At 70.8% G+C, this 15,792-nt stretch carries 16 protein-coding genes and 1 pseudogene; 5 read left to right on the top strand and 12 right to left on the bottom strand.

Annotated elements, in window-relative coordinates:
• Positions 1-8: 8 nt before the first annotated feature.
• Genes AB6A66_RS09010 through ilvD form a run of 3 tightly spaced genes read right to left on the bottom strand, consistent with a single transcriptional unit; the run spans position 9 to position 3,203 of the window.
• Positions 9-779 (bottom strand): DUF6478 family protein, encoded by a 771-nt coding sequence (locus AB6A66_RS09010; protein ID WP_371055613.1) that lies wholly within the window; start codon positions 777-779, stop codon positions 9-11.
• Between the two features lie 50 nt (positions 780-829).
• Positions 830-1,489, bottom strand: a complete 660-nt coding sequence (locus AB6A66_RS09005) for a dihydroxy-acid dehydratase (protein WP_371055612.1) — start codon at positions 1,487-1,489, stop codon at positions 830-832.
• On the bottom strand, positions 1,470-3,203 hold the full coding sequence (ilvD, locus tag AB6A66_RS09000) for a dihydroxy-acid dehydratase (protein WP_371055611.1): 1,734 nt from the start codon (positions 3,201-3,203) through the stop codon (positions 1,470-1,472). Before ilvD ends, AB6A66_RS09005 begins: the two co-directional genes overlap by 20 nt.
• Positions 3,204-3,307: 104 nt before the next feature.
• Here ilvD and AB6A66_RS08995 point away from each other — a divergent pair, with 104 nt between their 5' ends.
• The 5 genes and pseudogenes from AB6A66_RS08995 to AB6A66_RS08975 all read left to right on the top strand — a co-directional run bounded on the left by AB6A66_RS08995 (position 3,308) and on the right by AB6A66_RS08975 (position 7,944).
• Positions 3,308-4,216, top strand: coding sequence for a lysostaphin resistance A-like protein (locus AB6A66_RS08995; protein ID WP_371038682.1), 909 nt, complete (start codon positions 3,308-3,310; stop codon positions 4,214-4,216).
• Positions 4,217-4,275: 59 nt separating this feature from the next.
• The gene (gene accD / locus AB6A66_RS08990) at positions 4,276-5,208 is read left to right on the top strand and encodes an acetyl-CoA carboxylase, carboxyltransferase subunit beta (protein ID WP_371055610.1); all 933 of its coding nucleotides are present in this window, start codon (positions 4,276-4,278) and stop codon (positions 5,206-5,208) included.
• The gene (locus tag AB6A66_RS08985; protein ID WP_371055609.1) at positions 5,205-6,479 is read left to right on the top strand and encodes a folylpolyglutamate synthase/dihydrofolate synthase family protein; all 1,275 of its coding nucleotides are present in this window, start codon (positions 5,205-5,207) and stop codon (positions 6,477-6,479) included. Before accD ends, AB6A66_RS08985 begins: the two co-directional genes overlap by 4 nt.
• A gap of 246 nt (positions 6,480-6,725) precedes the next feature.
• Positions 6,726-7,037, top strand: a pseudogene (locus AB6A66_RS08980) (transcriptional regulator); the annotation flags it as partial.
• A 79-nt stretch (positions 7,038-7,116) separates the two neighbouring features.
• Positions 7,117-7,944: an alpha/beta fold hydrolase gene (locus tag AB6A66_RS08975; protein WP_371038685.1), complete on the top strand. Its 828-nt coding sequence runs from the start codon at positions 7,117-7,119 to the stop codon at positions 7,942-7,944.
• A 6-nt stretch (positions 7,945-7,950) separates the two neighbouring features.
• On the opposite strand, the gene zapE is transcribed toward AB6A66_RS08975, so the two are convergent.
• The 9 genes from zapE to mbfA form a co-directional block, all read right to left on the bottom strand.
• Positions 7,951-9,012, bottom strand: coding sequence for a cell division protein ZapE (gene zapE / locus AB6A66_RS08970; protein ID WP_371055608.1), 1,062 nt, complete (start codon positions 9,010-9,012; stop codon positions 7,951-7,953).
• A 46-nt stretch (positions 9,013-9,058) separates the two neighbouring features.
• Complete coding sequence (locus AB6A66_RS08965; RefSeq protein WP_371055607.1) at positions 9,059-10,006, bottom strand: alpha/beta fold hydrolase; 948 nt, start codon at positions 10,004-10,006, stop codon at positions 9,059-9,061.
• A complete protein-coding gene (locus AB6A66_RS08960) occupies positions 10,003-10,923 on the bottom strand; it encodes an ornithine cyclodeaminase family protein (protein WP_371055606.1) in 921 nt (306 codons plus the stop codon). The genes AB6A66_RS08965 and AB6A66_RS08960 overlap by 4 nt, the downstream gene beginning before the upstream one ends.
• Positions 10,920-11,540, bottom strand: a complete 621-nt coding sequence (locus AB6A66_RS08955) for an HAD-IA family hydrolase (protein ID WP_371055605.1) — start codon at positions 11,538-11,540, stop codon at positions 10,920-10,922. Before AB6A66_RS08955 ends, AB6A66_RS08960 begins: the two co-directional genes overlap by 4 nt.
• 94 nt (positions 11,541-11,634) lie before the next feature.
• On the bottom strand, positions 11,635-12,081 hold the full coding sequence (locus AB6A66_RS08950) for a YaiI/YqxD family protein (RefSeq protein ID WP_371055604.1): 447 nt from the start codon (positions 12,079-12,081) through the stop codon (positions 11,635-11,637).
• Positions 12,078-12,908, bottom strand: a complete 831-nt coding sequence (fghA, locus tag AB6A66_RS08945; protein WP_371055603.1) for an S-formylglutathione hydrolase — start codon at positions 12,906-12,908, stop codon at positions 12,078-12,080. Before fghA ends, AB6A66_RS08950 begins: the two co-directional genes overlap by 4 nt.
• Positions 12,909-12,974: 66 nt before the next feature.
• The gene (locus tag AB6A66_RS08940; RefSeq protein WP_371055602.1) at positions 12,975-13,679 is read right to left on the bottom strand and encodes a nitroreductase family protein; all 705 of its coding nucleotides are present in this window, start codon (positions 13,677-13,679) and stop codon (positions 12,975-12,977) included.
• 14 nt (positions 13,680-13,693) lie between these two features.
• Complete coding sequence (locus AB6A66_RS08935; RefSeq protein WP_371038693.1) at positions 13,694-14,623, bottom strand: AEC family transporter; 930 nt, start codon at positions 14,621-14,623, stop codon at positions 13,694-13,696.
• Between the two features lie 66 nt (positions 14,624-14,689).
• The gene (gene mbfA, locus AB6A66_RS08930; RefSeq protein WP_371038694.1) at positions 14,690-15,664 is read right to left on the bottom strand and encodes an iron exporter MbfA; all 975 of its coding nucleotides are present in this window, start codon (positions 15,662-15,664) and stop codon (positions 14,690-14,692) included.
• Positions 15,665-15,792: the final 128 nt, after the last annotated feature.

Below are 15,792 nucleotides of genomic sequence, written 5' to 3'. Positions count from 1 at the left end.
GCTGCCCCTCAGATCTGCGCGCGGACCCTGCGCGACATCGTGACGTCGCGCAGGACGATCTGCGTCATGGCCGGCCGCTCGAAGATCAGGTCGAGCCATAGCCGCTCCGTCCGGCGATCGTTGAGGCGGGTGTAGGCAAGATCGAACTCGGCGACGGCGGGGTCCGCCCCCGGCGTCACCTCCCGGACAAGCTGCTCGGTGTTGGGACCGTGCCGGATGTTCAGCCGGACGAACACCTCGAGCGGACGCTCGGTTTCGATGGCGGCCTCCACGGCGATGACGTGCCGCTTCTGCAGCCCCTGCGCCGCGGCGTCCGGCACCTCCAGCGCGAGGGACAGATAGCTGCCGTCGAAGCCGAAAACATCGGCCTGCAGGGCGTAGGGCGCAAGGCCCGCCGCGCAGCGGTTGCGGACCTGGCGCAACGCGATCTCGGCGCGCGGGCAGTCGTGGAAAAGCCGCGCCTGCGCGCCAAGCGCGCTGCCCGCCGGCACCGACGCCATGCCCGGCGTGTCCAGCGGCCCGTCCCAGAGCTCCGGACGCCACCACCAGTCGGTCCCGGGCCGTGACTGCGGCACCGCGTCACCGGCGGCCGAACCGGCGAGCCGCGCCTCGCCGGTGTGGATCAGCCGGTCGAGTTGCGCGCGCAGACCGCGCGCCGCGTCGATCTGCCGGCGAAGATCGGGAAGCGAGGCGTCTTCGGCGCCGCGTGCGGCACGCGTCCAGGCGCGCAGCGACCGCCGCCGCGCCAGCCCGTCCAGAATGCCGCCATCGCTCGTCATGCCGTTCCCCCGGGAGGAATTCCACCGCTCCTGATAGCGCAAAATACGCGTCAGGTGAACAAATCCCGGATCGCCGCGAATGGCCCGCCACCGGGCGGGACGGTGGCCGGGGCCGTGGCGGTGGCCGGAGCAGGGCCGGCGCGAAGCCGCGCGGCCACGCCCGCAAGAAGCGTGCCGCCCTCTTCCCCCGCCACGGAGCTGCCGAGCGGCGCGTAGGCGGCGAAGCCGACGACGCGGCCGGCCTCGACGGTGGCCCCGCGCCAATGCCGGGGATCGCCGCCGGGCAGCGCCGCGTCACCGCCCTCGCCCAGATGAACGAGCGCCAGCGCCCCGGCCTGGCGCATCGCCAGCACACGCGTGGCCCCTGACGCCGCGGCGAGGGCGCGGGCGTCGGGCTCGGCCAGCGCGGGGTCCCGCGCCGAGACGGTAACCGTCACCAGCGCGGGCGCGACCGCCGGCCCCCGAACACGACCGGAGGCAAGGCTCGCGCAACTCGCGATCAGCACGAAACTTGCCTCCTCGCTGTCGCGCGTCGCGCTCTCGTCGATGCAATAGCCGGGCGGCGCGACGACGACGAGCGCCCCGCGGGCGACCGTGACCTCTCGCGGCGCGGAACCGGCGCCGCCGGGGGCCGTGCAACCCCCGGCCGACACCAACGCGACAGCCCCGAGCGCGGCGACAGCGCCGGCTCTAGAGGTCCATGTAGACATGCTTTTCGGCTTTGCCGCCCGGATGCGTGACCGCGCCCTTGTAGGTCTCGCCCACGATCTGTGCGTATTTCCACAGCGCGCCGGAGGCGTAAATCGTCTCGCGCGGGCCCTGCCACGCGTCACGCCGCGCCTTCAGTTCCTCGTCGGAGACATCCACGCTCAACTCACCCCCGATCGCGTCGATGGTGATCATGTCGCCGTTCCGGATCAGCGCGATCGGCCCGCCATGGGCGGCTTCGGGACCCACATGGCCGACGCAGAAGCCACGTGTGGCGCCCGAGAAGCGCCCGTCGGTGATGAGCGCGACCTTCTTGCCCATGCCCTGCCCGGACAGCGCGGCGGTGGTGGCGAGCATCTCGCGCATCCCCGGCCCGCCGGCAGGTCCCTCGTTGCGGATGACGATCACCTCGCCCTCCTCGTATTCGCGCGCCTTGACGGCGGCGAAGGCGTCCTCCTCGCATTCGAAGACGCGCGCCGGGCCGGTGAAGCGCTGTTCTTCCGCGGCCATGCCGGCCACCTTCACGATCGCGCCCTGCGGCGCGAGGTTGCCCTTCAGCCCGACCACGCCCCCGGTTGCGGTGATCGGCGTCGCGACGGGATGGACCACGCGGCCGTCCGCCTCGCGCTCGACGAGGTCAAGCTCCTCGCCGATGGAGCGGCCCGTGACGGTCAGGCAGTCCTCGTGCAGAAGCCCCGCCTTGCGCAGCTCCTTCATCACCACGGGCACGCCGCCCGCCTCGTAGAGATCCTTGGCGACGAACTGGCCGCCGGGCTTCAGGTCCACGAAATAGGGCGTGTCGCGGAAGATCTCGCACACGTCGTCTAGGAAGAAATCGATCCCGGCCTCGTGGGCGATGGCCGGCAGGTGCAGCCCGGCATTGGTCGACCCGCCCGTGCACGCCACCACCCGCGCGGCGTTCTGAAGCGACTTGAGCGTGACGATGTCGCGGGCGCGGATGTTCTTTCCCAGCAGGTCCATGACGGCGCGGCCCGAGGCCTCGCCGTACTGGTCGCGGCTTTCATAGGGCGCGGGCGCGCCGGAGGAGTTGGGCAGCGCGAGGCCCATCGCCTCGGAAACGCAGGCCATGGTGTTGGCGGTGAACTGCCCGCCGCAGGCCCCCGCCGAGGGGCAGGCCACGCGCTCCAGCACCGCGAGCTGCTCGTCGGAGTAGTCGCCCGCCTGGTGACGGCCCACCGCCTCGAACACGTCCTGCACGGTCACGTCCTTGCCGTCGAGCCGCCCCGGCAGGATCGAGCCGCCATAGATGAAGACCGAGGGCACGTTGAGGCGCACCATCGCCATCATCATGCCGGGAAGCGACTTGTCGCAGCCCGCAAGCCCCACGAGCGCGTCGTAGCAGTGCCCGCGCATTGTAAGTTCGACCGTGTCGGCGATGGCCTCCCGCGAGGCGAGCGAGGAGCGCATCCCCTCATGGCCCATGGCGATGCCGTCGGTGACGGTGATTGTGGTGAACTCGCGCGGGGTGCCCTCGCCCTGACTCACGCCCATCTTCACCGCCTGCGCCTGGCGGGAGAGCGCGATGTTGCAGGGCGCCGCCTCGTTCCAGCAGGTTGCCACGCCCACCAGCGGCTGGTGGATCTCCTCCTCGGACATGCCCATGGCGTAGTAGTAGGACCGATGCGGCGCGCGCGCCGGGCCTTCGGTCACGTGGCGGCTCGGCAGCCGGGACTTGTCGAACTTGCGCTTGAGCATGCGTCGGGCCTCCCTCGGGTCGATTGGATCAAGGGGATACGGAAACGCCCGCCAGCGCACAAGGCCGATTGCGGGAATGCGCGCGGCGCACTAGCTATCGCTGCATGACCGGCCAGCCCTACGCCCGCCACGACGCGTTCGTTGCCCCCGCGAGATCCACGCCGGAGCCGTGGCGCCTGCTGCTCGGGGTGCTCCTGGTGGCGCTGGTGCTCTTCGGGCTCAACTGGGCGATGCGCGCGGTGCTCTACGCGGTCTCGCCCGACAGGCTATACGACGCGCTCACCTTCGAGGACGGAACCGGGACGACCCCGGCCTCGGCGCTGGTGATCCTCTACAGCTTCGTTTTCATGGCGCTCGGTGCCGCGGCGGCGGCGCATCATCTGCACGGCCGCAGCTTCGCGAGCCTTCTCGGCCCCTCGTTGCGGCAGGCGGCGCGCGACTTCTTTCGCGTTCTCGGCGCGCTCGGGCTTCTTTTCCTGCTCGTGATGCTGCTTCCGCCGTGGGGCGCGCCGGGGGCGGCCGCGCCCGAGCCGAACATGGCGCCGGGGCTCTGGCTCGCGCTTTTGCCGTTCACGCTGAGCGCGCTCGTGGTGCAGACCGGCGCTGAGGAAGTGCTGTTCCGCGGCTACCTCCAGCAGCAGCTCGCCGCGCGCTACCGCAGCCCGCTCATCTGGATCGGCGTGCCCTCGGCGCTGTTCGCCTTCGGCCACTACGCGCCGGGCCAGTTCACGGGCAATGCGTGGCTGGTGGCGCTCTGGACCGGCGCCTTCGCCATCGCGCTCGCCGACCTGACCGCGCGGGCGGGCAATCTCGGGCCGGCCATCGCCATGCACTTCTTCAACAATCTCTTCGCCGTGGCCCTCACAGCGATGGAGGGCAACCTCTCGGGGCTCGCGCTCTACGTCTACCCCTTCAGCACGACCGACACCGACGCCATCCGCAGCGCCCTGCCAGTGGATCTGGCCATCATGGGATGTTCCTGGCTGGCTGCGCGCGTCGCGATCCGCCGCTGATTGCAATCCGGCGCTCGCGGGCTTATTTCGCCCCAGTCCCCGCCCAGCAAGGCACCGCCATGAACTGGATCACCAACTACGTCCGGCCCCGCATCAACTCGATCTTCTCGCGCCGCGAGATGCCCGAGAACCTTTGGACGAAGTGCGACGAATGCGGGACGATGCTGTTCCACCGTGAACTCAGCGACAACCTCAACGTCTGCACGAATTGCGGCCACCACATGCCGATCAGCCCGCGCGAGCGCTTCGCCGCGCTTTTCGACGCCGGCGTCTTCAAGGAGGTCGGCGTGCCCCAGCCGGTTGCCGACCCGCTGCAGTTCCGCGACCAGAAAAGATATCCGGACCGCATGAAGGCCGCGCAGAAGGCCACCGGCGAGAAGGAGGCGATGCTGGTCGCCGAGGGCGAGATCGGGCGCACCCCCATCGTCGCCGCCGCGCAGGACTTTTCCTTCATGGGCGGGTCGATGGGGATGTATGTCGGAAACGCCATCATCGCCGCCGCGCGCCGCGCCGTCGAAACGCGGCGGCCCCTGATCCTGTTCTCCGCCGCCGGCGGCGCCCGGATGCAGGAGGGGATCCTTTCGCTCATGCAGATGCCGCGCACCACCGTCGCCGTGGAGATGGTGAAGGAGGCGGGGCTGCCCTACATCGTCGTGCTCACCCACCCCACCACCGGCGGCGTGACGGCGAGCTACGCCATGCTGGGCGACGTGCAGATCGCCGAGCCGGGCGCGCTGATCTGTTTTGCCGGGCCCCGCGTGATCGAGCAGACGATCCGCGAGAAGCTGCCAGAGGGCTTCCAGCGCGCCGAGTATCTTCTGGATCACGGGATGCTGGACCGCGTGACGCCGCGCGGCCAGCTCCGGGACGAGCTCATCTCGATCACGCGGATGCTGCTGAACCTGCCCCCCGCGGTGAAGGGCGACCTGCCGGCGCCCGAGACGCCGGGCGACGACACCGCCGTCGCCGCAAAGGAGCCCGCCGCGCGATGAGCGGACTTGCCTCCGACGTCATCCTCGAACGGATGATGTCGCTGCACCCCAAGGTGATCGACCTCACGCTCGACCGGGTCTGGCGGCTGCTCGCCGCGCTGGGCCACCCCGAGCGCGCGCTCGCGCCCGTCATCCACCTTGCCGGGACGAACGGCAAGGGCTCCACCCTCGCCTTCCTGCGCGCGGGTCTCGAGGCCGGGGGGCAGCGGGTGCACGCCTACACCTCGCCGCACCTCGCCCGGTTTCACGAACGCATCCGGCTTTCCGGCGCGCTGATTTCCGAAGAGGCGCTGACGGCGGCGCTCGACGAATGCGAGGCGGCGAACGGCGGCGCGCCGATCACCTATTTCGAGATCACCACCTGCGCGGCGCTTCTGGCCTTCGCGCGCACGCCCGCCGACTGGACGCTTCTGGAGACCGGCCTCGGCGGGCGGCTCGACGCGACGAACGTGGTCGACGCGCCGCGGCTCACGATCGTGACGCCCATCTCGCGCGACCACGAGCAGTTCCTCGGCGACACGGTGGCGAAGATCGCCTTCGAGAAGGCGGGTATCCTGAAGCGCGGCACGCCCTGCGTCGTCGGCCCGCAACCCGAGGACGCGATGGAGGTGATCGAGCGGCAGGCCGCGCGGCGCGGCGTTCCGCTTCTCGCCCATGGCCAGCACTGGCATGCCCGGGAAGAGCGGGGGCGCCTGATCTACCAGGACGAGCGCGGGCTTCTGGACCTGCCCCTGCCCGTCCTGCCGGGCGCCCACCAGATCGACAACGCGGGCGCGGCGCTCGCCGCGCTGCGCCACCTCGGCTTCGGAGAGGACGCCTGCGAGGCCGCCGTGACGGGCGCGGAATGGCCGGCGCGGATGCAGCGCCTGCGCCGCGGACCTCTGGCCGAGAGCGCGCCCGGCGTCGAACTCTGGCTCGACGGCGGGCACAACGCCTCCGCCGGCGCCGCGCTGGCGCGCCACCTCGCAAGCCTGCCGTCGCGGCCCACCCACCTCGTCTGCGGGATGCTCAATACCAAGGACGTGGCGGGCTATCTCGCGCCGCTAGCGGGCGTGGCCGACAGCCTGACGGCGGTGTCGATCCCAGGCGAGGCGAACACCCTGCCCGCCGAGACCACCGCCGCCGCGGCCGAGGCCGCGGGCCTGCCCGCCCGCACCGCCGAGAGCCCCGCCGCCGCCCTCGCCGCCCTCGCCGCAGAGACGCCCGATGCACGGGTGCTCATCTGCGGCTCGCTCTACCTCGCCGGCGCCATCCTGCGGGAGAACGGGTAGGACGGCGCCCGCACCTCGTTCTTCGCGCGCCCGAGGAGCGCGCGCCTGCTCGGCCCGGGCAAGGTGCCCGAGGGCGATGTAGTATTCCGTGTCGATCGACCCGTCGGGCCGCCTCCGGATCCTTGTCGTTTCGATGTCCATGTCGGCCTCCTTCGTTGCGCGTTTCATCCTGCCGATCGGCCGGTGGCGCGCTTGAAGGCCGCCTTCAGAATTTCGTGAGATTTGCGGCCGTCTCCCCCTTTGACCGTGAGGCGCAGGCCGCGAAGGCGCTCTAATCGCGCCACGACCTATCGGTTCGGCGCCTTCGAGCTCGACACGCCGCGCTTCGAGCTTCGGCGCGACGGCGCTCCGGTGCCGCTCGAGCCGCAGGTGTTCGAACTTCTCGCTCTCTTCGTGTCGCGCGCGGGCGAACTCGTCACGCGGGACGAGATGATCGACGCGGTCTGGGGCGGGTGTATCGTCTCGGAGGCGACCATCTCGTCCCGTGTCAACGCGGTGCGCCGCGCTCTCGGCGACGACGGCCGCCGGCAGGCCATGCTCCGCACCGTACCGCGCCGCGGCTTCCGTTTTGTGGCACCTGTCGAGAGCGGCGACAGCGCGGCGCCCATGACAAGGCTCGCCGGCGGCGACCAGGACGGTGCGCGTCGCGCGGTCCGCCGACGGCACGAGAACCGCCTACGCGGTGAGCGGCGCCGGGCCGCCGCTGCTGCGCGCCGGGCATTTCCTCACGCATCTCGAGCGCGACTGGCACAGCCCGATCTGGCGCCCGCTGCTGGACCGGCTTGGAACCCGGTTCACCGTCATCCGCTACGACCAGCGCGGCACCGGCCTGTCCGACCGCGAGCCGGGCGACCTCGATCTCGACCGGTTGACGGAGGATCTGCGCGCGGTGGCGTACGCAGCGGGGCTGGAGAGGTTCCCGATCTTCGCGGCCTCGCAGGGCGTTCCCGTCAGCCTCGCATTCGCGGCGCGGCATCCCGAACGGGTGAGCCGCCTCGCCCTCTACGGCGGCTACGTCGAGGGCCGCAGCCGTCGCGGCAGCGGCGAGGACCTGGAGCGCGCGTCGGCGATCCTGACCATGATCTGGGAAGGCTGGGGCGTGCCGGACAGCCCGTTCGTCACCGCCTTCGCGACGCTTTACCTGCCCGACGCCGGCCGCGAGGAACGCGAAAGCATCGTCGCCACCCAGCTCGCGTCCGCAACGCCCGCTAGCGCGGTGGCCCTTCGGCAGGCAATCGACGCCTTCGACGTGTCGGCGCGGCTCGGGCAGGTCGCCGCGCCCGCTCTCGTGTTGCACGCCCGCGGCGACGCGGTGCAGCCGGTCAGCGAGGCGCTGCGGTTGGCCGAAGGCCTTCCGGATGCACGTCTGCGAATCCTGGAAAGCCGTAATCATGTTCCGGTGCCCACGGACCCGGCATGGCGCGAGATGACGGAGGCCGTCATCGGCTTCCTTTCCGAAGGCTGACCGCCGTCAGGGATGGCCCCAGCCGTGGCTCATCATCTCGCGCAGCCGGCTCGCGGTGCGCGCGAACTCGAAGCTGCCCTCTCCCTCGACGTAAAGCATCTCGGGCAGGGCGGCGGCGGTGCAGATGAGCCGCACCCGCGCCTCGTAGAGCGCGTCCACCAGGGTCACGAAGCGCCGCGCCTCGTTGAAGTTGGAGCGGCCGAGCTGCGGGATGTCCTCGAGCACGAGCACCCGCACCGCATCCGCGATGGCGAGGTAATCGGCCGGCCCCAGCGGTTGTCCGCAAAGGTCGTGGAAGCGTGCCCGCGCCACCCCGTTGTGGAAGGCGGGCAGCACCACGTCGCGGCCCTGGACGCGCAGCGTGAGCGGCGCGTGATCGCCGCCGGTCAGCCCGTCCCAGATCTCGGCCACGGTGCGCCGTGCCACCGCGTCCACGGGCGTGAAATAGACCGGCGAGCCCGCAAGCCGGTCCTGCCGGTAGTCGGTCGCCCCGGCGAGCTCGTGGACGACCAGGCGCTCCTTCAGGAGGTCGATGAAGGGCAGGAAGAGCGCGCGGTTCAGCCCGTCCCTGTAAAGATCGTCGGGCGCGCGGTTCGATGTCGCGACCACGACGACCCCCGCCGCGAAGAGCTGCTCGAAGAGCCGGCCGACGATCATCGCGTCGGTGATGTCTGTGATCTGCATCTCGTCGAAGGCAAGGCAGCGGATCTCGTCCGCGACGGCGGCGGCCACGGGCCGGATCGCGTCGTCCACCCCCTCGGCCCGCGCTGCGGCCATGCCGGCGTGCACCTCCTGCATGAAGGCGTGAAAATGCACGCGGCGCGTGGGCGCGGGCGAGGCCGCGGCGAAAAGGTCCATCAGCATGGACTTGCCGCGCCCGACCCCGCCCCAGAGATAAAGGCCCCTCGGCGGTTCCGGCGCGCGGCGGAAGAGCCCGCGCTTCACGGGCTGGGCGAGAGCGCGGCGGATACGCTCCAGCTCGGGCAGCACCGCCTCCTGCGCCGGGTCCGGGTCGATCGCCCCGGTCGCCACGCGCGCGGCGTAGAGATCCTGCATCGTCTCGCTCATGCCGTCCGCCATAGCGCGGGCCACGACGCGCCGCCAGAGTCGTGGCTCAGCCGGGCGGGTCCTCGACGAAGTCGCGCATCGCCTCGGCCACCTCGGCGGGGTGGGTATGGACAAGGCCGTGGCCCGCGCCCTCGACCACCTCCTGCCGCGCCACCCGGTTCCACTGCACGAGACGCCCGAGGCCGGAGAGCGGGATCACCGGGTCCTCCCGCCCCCAGATCGCCAGCACCGGCACGCCCGCGCGCGAGATCGCGCGATGCTCGGCCTCCATCGGGCGGGCGAGGATGCCGCGAAGGCTGGCCTTCACCGCCGGGAGGAAGCCGCGCCAGCGCAGCTCCGCCGCCTGGCGCTCGGCCATGTCGGGCACGGCGCTTTCCCGGCCCGCCGCGGCCTCTTCCGCGATGCCGCGGCGAAGCTGGCGGGGATAGCCCGCGAGAAAGAGCCAGTCGCCGAAAAGCGGTGCACCGCGCGCGAAGCGCGCCAGCGGGCCGAGGTCGTGGCCCATGCCGGCCGGCGCGATCAGCACGAGGCTTCGCAGCCGCTCCGGCCGGCGCGCCGCATATGCCGTGGCGATGGCCCCGCCCATCGAGTAGCCGATGAGCGTGATCGCCTCGTCCTCCTCCAGCATGTCGGCGAGCAGGGCGTCGAGCTGACCGGTGAAGAACGCCGCGTCCTGCCGCCCGGCCGGCCGGTCCGAAAAGCCGCGCCCGTAGAGATCGTAGACCAGGACGCGAAACCCCAGGCGCGAAAGCTCGGGCAGAAGCGCCTCCCACACGAAGGAGGGCGTGGTGAGGCCGTGCACGCAGACCGCGACCGGGCCCCGCGCCTGTCCCGCCCAGCGATAATGCGTCTCGCCGAGCGGCAGGGGGGCGAACTCGCCGGGCGCGGCGCGGCGGGCCTGCGCATCCATGATCGGGCGGCGGCGCTCGCGCAGGAAGGGCGCGGCCGCGATCCCCGCAGACGCGGCCCCCACCAGCCAGAGCCACGCGCTCATGCGGCCGCCTGCCAGCGCGACAGGATGTAGCGCGCCGTCATCAGGTCGAGATGTGCCCCGCCGCCGTTCTTGAAAAGCGTGACCTCCTCCGCGCCCTTCCGGGCGAAGGCGTCGGGCTGGTAGAGATCGGCGACGATGTCCTTTTCCGCGAAGGCGCCCGAGGCGATCGGGATGAGAAGCTCGCCGATATGCCCGACCGTCGTGGCGCGGCTGTCCACGAAGACGCGGGCGCGCGACAGCGCGTCGTCATCCGCCTCGCGCATGTCGCGGCGGAAGGCGCCGATGAGGTCAAGGTGCTGGCCGGGGCGCAGCCACGCGCCGCGGATCACCGGCTCGGTCGACATGGTGGCGCAGGTGACGATGTCCGCCCCCGCCACCGCGGCTTCGAGATCGTCGGCCACGGCCATGCCCGGAAAGGCTGCCGCCATCTCCTCGGCCCGCGCGCGGCTGCGGTTCCAGACGGTGAAGCGCGCCCCGGGAAAGCCTGCGCCATAGGCTTCGCGCAGCGAGCGCGCCACCGTGCCCGCGCCGACGATCAGGATCTCGCGCGCATCGGGCCGCGCCAGGCGGCGGGCGGCAAAGAGGCTGTCGCCCGCCGTCTTCCATTTCGTCACGAGGTGGAAATCGACGATCGCCTCGAGAAGGCCGGTCTCGTCGGCATAAAGGCTGACCCCGCCATTGACGCTGGCAAGATCGCGCGCCGCGTTGCCGGGAAAGATCGTCGCCGATTTCACGGCGATGCCCAGCCCGTCGATCCAGGCCGCGCGCGACAGAAGCGTGTCCTCGCCCCGGTAAAGGAAACTGTCGGCCACCTCGGCCTTCGGGCGGCGGTGCCCATCGGCGAACGCGTCGCAGAGCGCGCGCCAGTCGAGCCGCGCCTCGCCCTCGGCGAAGGGGATCACCGGAACCGCGCTCATGCCGCGGCCTCGGCGCCCAGAAGCCCCGCATCGACGAGCCGCCGCGCCCAGCCCTCGGGTCCGTCGAAGCGGTGCGCCTGCCAGCCGCGCGCGGCCGCGGCGGCCACGTTGTCCGCCCGGTCGTCGGCGAAGAGCAGCCGCTCCGGCGCAAGCCCCGTCTCGGCCTCCACCCGCGCGTAGATTTCCGGCTCGGGCTTGATGACGCCCATGTGCCCCGAAACGAAGGCGCGGTCGAACTCGTCGAGGAAGGGGTAGTGGCCGCGCGCCAGCTCGAAGCTGCCGATGCCGAAATTCGTGAGCGCGAAGACGGGCACACCCTGGCCGCGCAGCGCGCGCAGCAGCTGGACCGATCGCGGGATCTCGGGCCGGGCGAGCTCGATCCAGCGATCATGCCACATGCGGATCTCGTCCCGCCATTCGGGGTAGGCCTCGGCCGTTTCGTAGATGGTGTCGCGGAAGTCCCCGCCCCGATCCACGCGGTCGTTCATGCCATGCAGGTCCACCGCCTCGAAGAGCGCGCGGCGCCGGGCCGGGCCGATCTCGGCGTCGTAGAACCGTTCGGGGTTCCATTCGATCAGCACGTTGCCGATGTCGAAGATGACCGCGTCAGGTCGCATCGTTCCGTTTCCCTTTCCGCCAGTTCCTGGGCGTCGCCATGAGCCTAGGCGCAAACGGGCGGGATTTTCCATCCTTCCGTGCCATGCGCGGGGATCACGCCCGCGCGGCGCGCAGCGACCGTTCCAGAGCGTCGAGGAAACGGACGCGATCGGCCTTCCCGAAACCTTTCGCCCCGCCCTGACGGAACGGATCGGCCGCACGCAGATCGGTCATCAGGTCGCGCAGGGCAAGCGCCTCGCCCACGTTGCGCTCGGTCAGGGCGCTGCCGTCGGGCCGCAGGACAAGCGCGCCGGAGGCCACGCAGCGCGCCGCGAGCGGCATGTCGTTCGTCACCACCACGTCGCCCCGTCCCGCGCGCTCGGCGATCCAGAGATCGGCCATGTCGGGCCCCTCGGGCACGATCACCACCTCGACCAGCGGGTTTGCGGAGGGACGCAGGCCGCCGTTGCTGACCAGCTTCACCGGCACCTTGTGACGTGTGGCGACGCGCTCGGCCTCGGCCTTCACCGGGCAGGCGTCGGCGTCGACGTAAAGGGTCACGCGTAAAGCGCCTCGGCATGGAAGCGAAGATGCTCCTCCATGAAGCTCGCGACGAAGAAGTAGCTGTGGTCATAGCCCTTCCGCAGGCGCAGCGCGCCGTCCACGCGGCACGCCGCCATCGCCTCGGCCAGCGCCTCGGGGCGCAGCTTGTCGATGTGGGGATCGGCCGTTCCCTGATCGACCAGCAAGGGCGCGTCGAGCCCCCGGTCGCGCATCGTCAAGGCCGCGTCATGGGGCCGCCACGCGGTCTCGTCCTCGCCAAGATAGGCGCGGAGCTGCTTGCGCCCCCACTCCGCCGCGCTCGGATGCGCGATGGGCGCGAAGGCCGACACCGAGCGGTAGCGCCCGGGCAGCCCCATCGCCAGCGTCAGCGCGCCGTGCCCGCCCATGGAATGGCCGGTGATCGCCTGGCGCTCCGGGTCCACCGCAAAATGCGCACCGATGAGCGCGGGCAACTCCTCGGCCACGTAATCCCACATGCGGTAATGCCGGGCCCAGGGCATCTCGGTGGCGTTGACATAGAACCCCGCGCCCTGGCCGAGGTCGTAGCTCTCGTCGTCGGCCACCTCCGCGCCGCGCGGGCTGGTGTCGGGGAAGACGACCGCGACGCCCTGCTCCGCCGCCCAGCCCTGCGCCCCCGCCTTGATCATCGCGTTCTCGTGCGTGCAGGTGAGCCCCGAGAGATAGAAGAGCACGGGCACCGGCACGTCCTTCGCCTCTTCCGGAAGGAAAAGGCCGAAGGTCATGTCGCAGGCGCAGGCGTCGGAGGCGTGGGTGTAGACGCCTTGCACGCCGCCGAAGGCGCGGTTTTCCGAGACGGTCTGCATGGGCGGGGCTCCTTCCCTTGGGCTTCCGCCCTCTCCTAGCAGGACGGGCGGCGCGCGGAAAAGGGCTCAGGCGTCCCCGTCGGGGCAGATGGTCAGGATCTCGTCGAGCGGCTTCTTGATCTTCGCCGCGCGCGGCACGGTCGCGTCCTCGGCAGGGTGCCCCACGACGAGGATCATCACCGGCTTCTCGTGATCGGGGCGGCCGCAGAGATCGTTGAGAAAACGCATCGGGTTGGGCGTGTGGGTCAGGCAGGACAGCCCCGCCCGGTGCAGCGCGGCGATCAGAAAGCCGGTGGCGATGCCCACGCTTTCCGGCACGTAGTAGTTCTTGTAGCGCTCGCCCTCCTCGGTGAGGCCGTAACGCTGGGCGAAGATCACGACGAGCCAGGGCGCGTTGGTCAGGTGCGGTTTCGATGCGGCGGTGCCCATGGGCTCCAGCGCCTTCAGCCATTCCTCACCCGCGCCCCCCTCGTAGAAGCTTTCTTCCTCCGCCTCGGCGGCGGCGCGGATGCGCGCCTTCATCGCCGGATCGCAGATCGCCACGAAGTGCCAGGGCTGGTGATTGGCGCCCGACGGCGCGGTGCCGGCGGTGCGCACGCATTCCGCGATCACCTCTCCGGGCACGGGCCGGTCGGAAAAGTCGCGCACGCTGTGGCGGGTGCGCATCTCCTCGTGGACGGCGCGCGCCGCCGCGATCATCCGCGCATCGTCCATCTCCCGCCGGTCGGGAAGCGGTAGCGGCTCGTAACGGACTTCGCCCTTGCGGAACATCGGTGGCCTCCCTTTCAGGTCGCGGGCAGGTTGGCGATGACCCAGGTGACGGTGACGATGCTCGCCAGCGTCGAAAGCAGGATCGCCGCCGATACCCGCTGCGGCGCCACGCCGTAGTGCTGCGCAAGGATGTACACGTTGCCCGCCACGGGCAAGGCCGCGGCGGCGATCATCACGCCCGCCTTGTAGGGATCGGCGGGAAAGAGCCAGAGCACACCGAAGGCCACGGCCGCCGGATGCAGCACCAGCTTGCACAGGCTGAGCCAGGCTGCGATTTCCACGCGTTCGGCCGACTTGGTGGCAAGCGACGCCCCGATCGCGAAGAGCGCCCCGGGCGTCGCGGCGGCGCCGAGAATGCCCAGGAACTCGTTCACCGGCCCCGGGATCGTCCAACCGGTGCCCGACCATGCGAGGCCCAGCGTGATCGACACGATCATCGGGTTGCGGACCAGCCCCGTGCCCACCGTCCCGAGAATGGCGAGGCTCATCCGCCCGTCGCGCGCCCCCGTGATCAGGATCACGATGAGCGAGGAAAACACGATGAGGTCCACGGCGAGCGCGAGCATCACCGGCCCGATCGCCCCGGCCCCCAGCAGCAGCGTCAGCATCGGCACGCCGAGAAAGCCGGTGTTGCCGATCACCGCCGTCTGCGCCTCGACCGCGGCGGTGGGAACGTCGAGCCTTCGCAGCAACGCGACGCCGGTGGCGATCGCGTAGACCACCGCGGTGCCCCAGAGATACCCGGCCACAAGGCGCCCGTCGAAGATCTCCGTGATCGAGAGATTTGCGGCGAAGCGAAAGAGCATCGCGGAGAGCGCGAAGTAGAAGACGAACTTCGTCAGGTAGGCGGTGGCCTCGGCGCTGAAGAATCCGCTTCGCCCGGCCCAGAAACCGAGGCCGATCAGCGAAAAGAACGGCAGCGTCTTTAGGAATATCTCGAGCACCGAAGCTTCGTAGCATGCCCCCGGCCCGCGTCAATCCGCCGCCACGCGCGGGGGCTGCGACGACGCCTAGCCGCTGCCGATCAGAACCCCCGCGGCGAAGACGAGCGCGCCGCCCAGCACCACCTGGAAGGTCGCGCGCAGCCAGGGCGTCTCCATGAAACGATTCTGCATCCACGCGATCGCCCAGAGCTCCACGAAGACGACGGCGATGGCGATGGCCGTCGCGGTGGCGAAATGCGGAATGAGATAGGGCAGCGCGTGGCCGAGCCCGCCGAGCGTGGTCATCACGCCCGAGGCGAGGCCCCGCTTGATCGGCGAGCCCCGCCCCGACAGCTCCCCGTCATCCGAGGCCGCCTCGGTGAACCCCATCGAGATACCCGCCCCGACCGAGGCCGCGAGGCCGACGAGAAACGTCGTCGAGGTATCCTGCGTGGCGAAGGCGGTCGCGAAGATCGGCGCGAGCGTGGACACGGAGCCGTCCATCAGCCCCGCGAGGCCCGGCTGCGCCCAGGTCAGGACGAACTGGCGCCGCGCCGTGCGCTCCTCGGCGCTTTTGGCGTCGGCGTCGAGGTGTTCCTCGGCAAGCCGGTCCGCCACCTGCTGGTGGCCCGCCTCCGCGGCGGCAAGGTCGCCCAGAAGCTTGCGCGTCTCCGCGTCCGTGCTCCGCTGCGCGGCGACGTGATAGAAATGCTCCGCCTCCTTCTCCATCATCGCGGCCTCGTCGCGGATCCGCTCGATGCCGAGGTTCTCGACCAGCCAGACGGGGCGGCGCGCGTAATACCCCGCGACATGCTCGCGGCGGATCAGCGGTATGGTCGGGCCGAAGCGTTTTTCGTGCTGCTCGATCAGCCGCGTGCGGTGACGGTCCTCCTCCGCCGCCATTCCCTCGAAGATCCGGGCGGTGTCCGGATAGGCGTCGTGCAGCCGCTCGGCGTAGCTGCGATAGATCCTCGCGTCGTCCTCCTCGGAGGACACGGCGAGAGCGAGGATTTCCCGCTCGTCGAGATCGCTGAAATGCCGCCGCTGGGTGAAGAAACGCATGAGTGCCTCAGTTTAGAATGATTCCAAATTATAGCGGCCCCGCGGCGAAGGCAAGGCCCGCGGTCCGGGGCGGGCGGGGTTGCTGGAACTGAACCGTTCGGTTTATGTTCGCGACATGGAAGACACGC

The organism is Rhodosalinus sp. K401, from assembly GCF_041365735.1.
In the GTDB taxonomy this organism is placed as follows: domain Bacteria; phylum Pseudomonadota; class Alphaproteobacteria; order Rhodobacterales; family Rhodobacteraceae; genus Rhodosalinus.
This window is presented reverse-complemented; position numbering and strand designations above follow the sequence as displayed.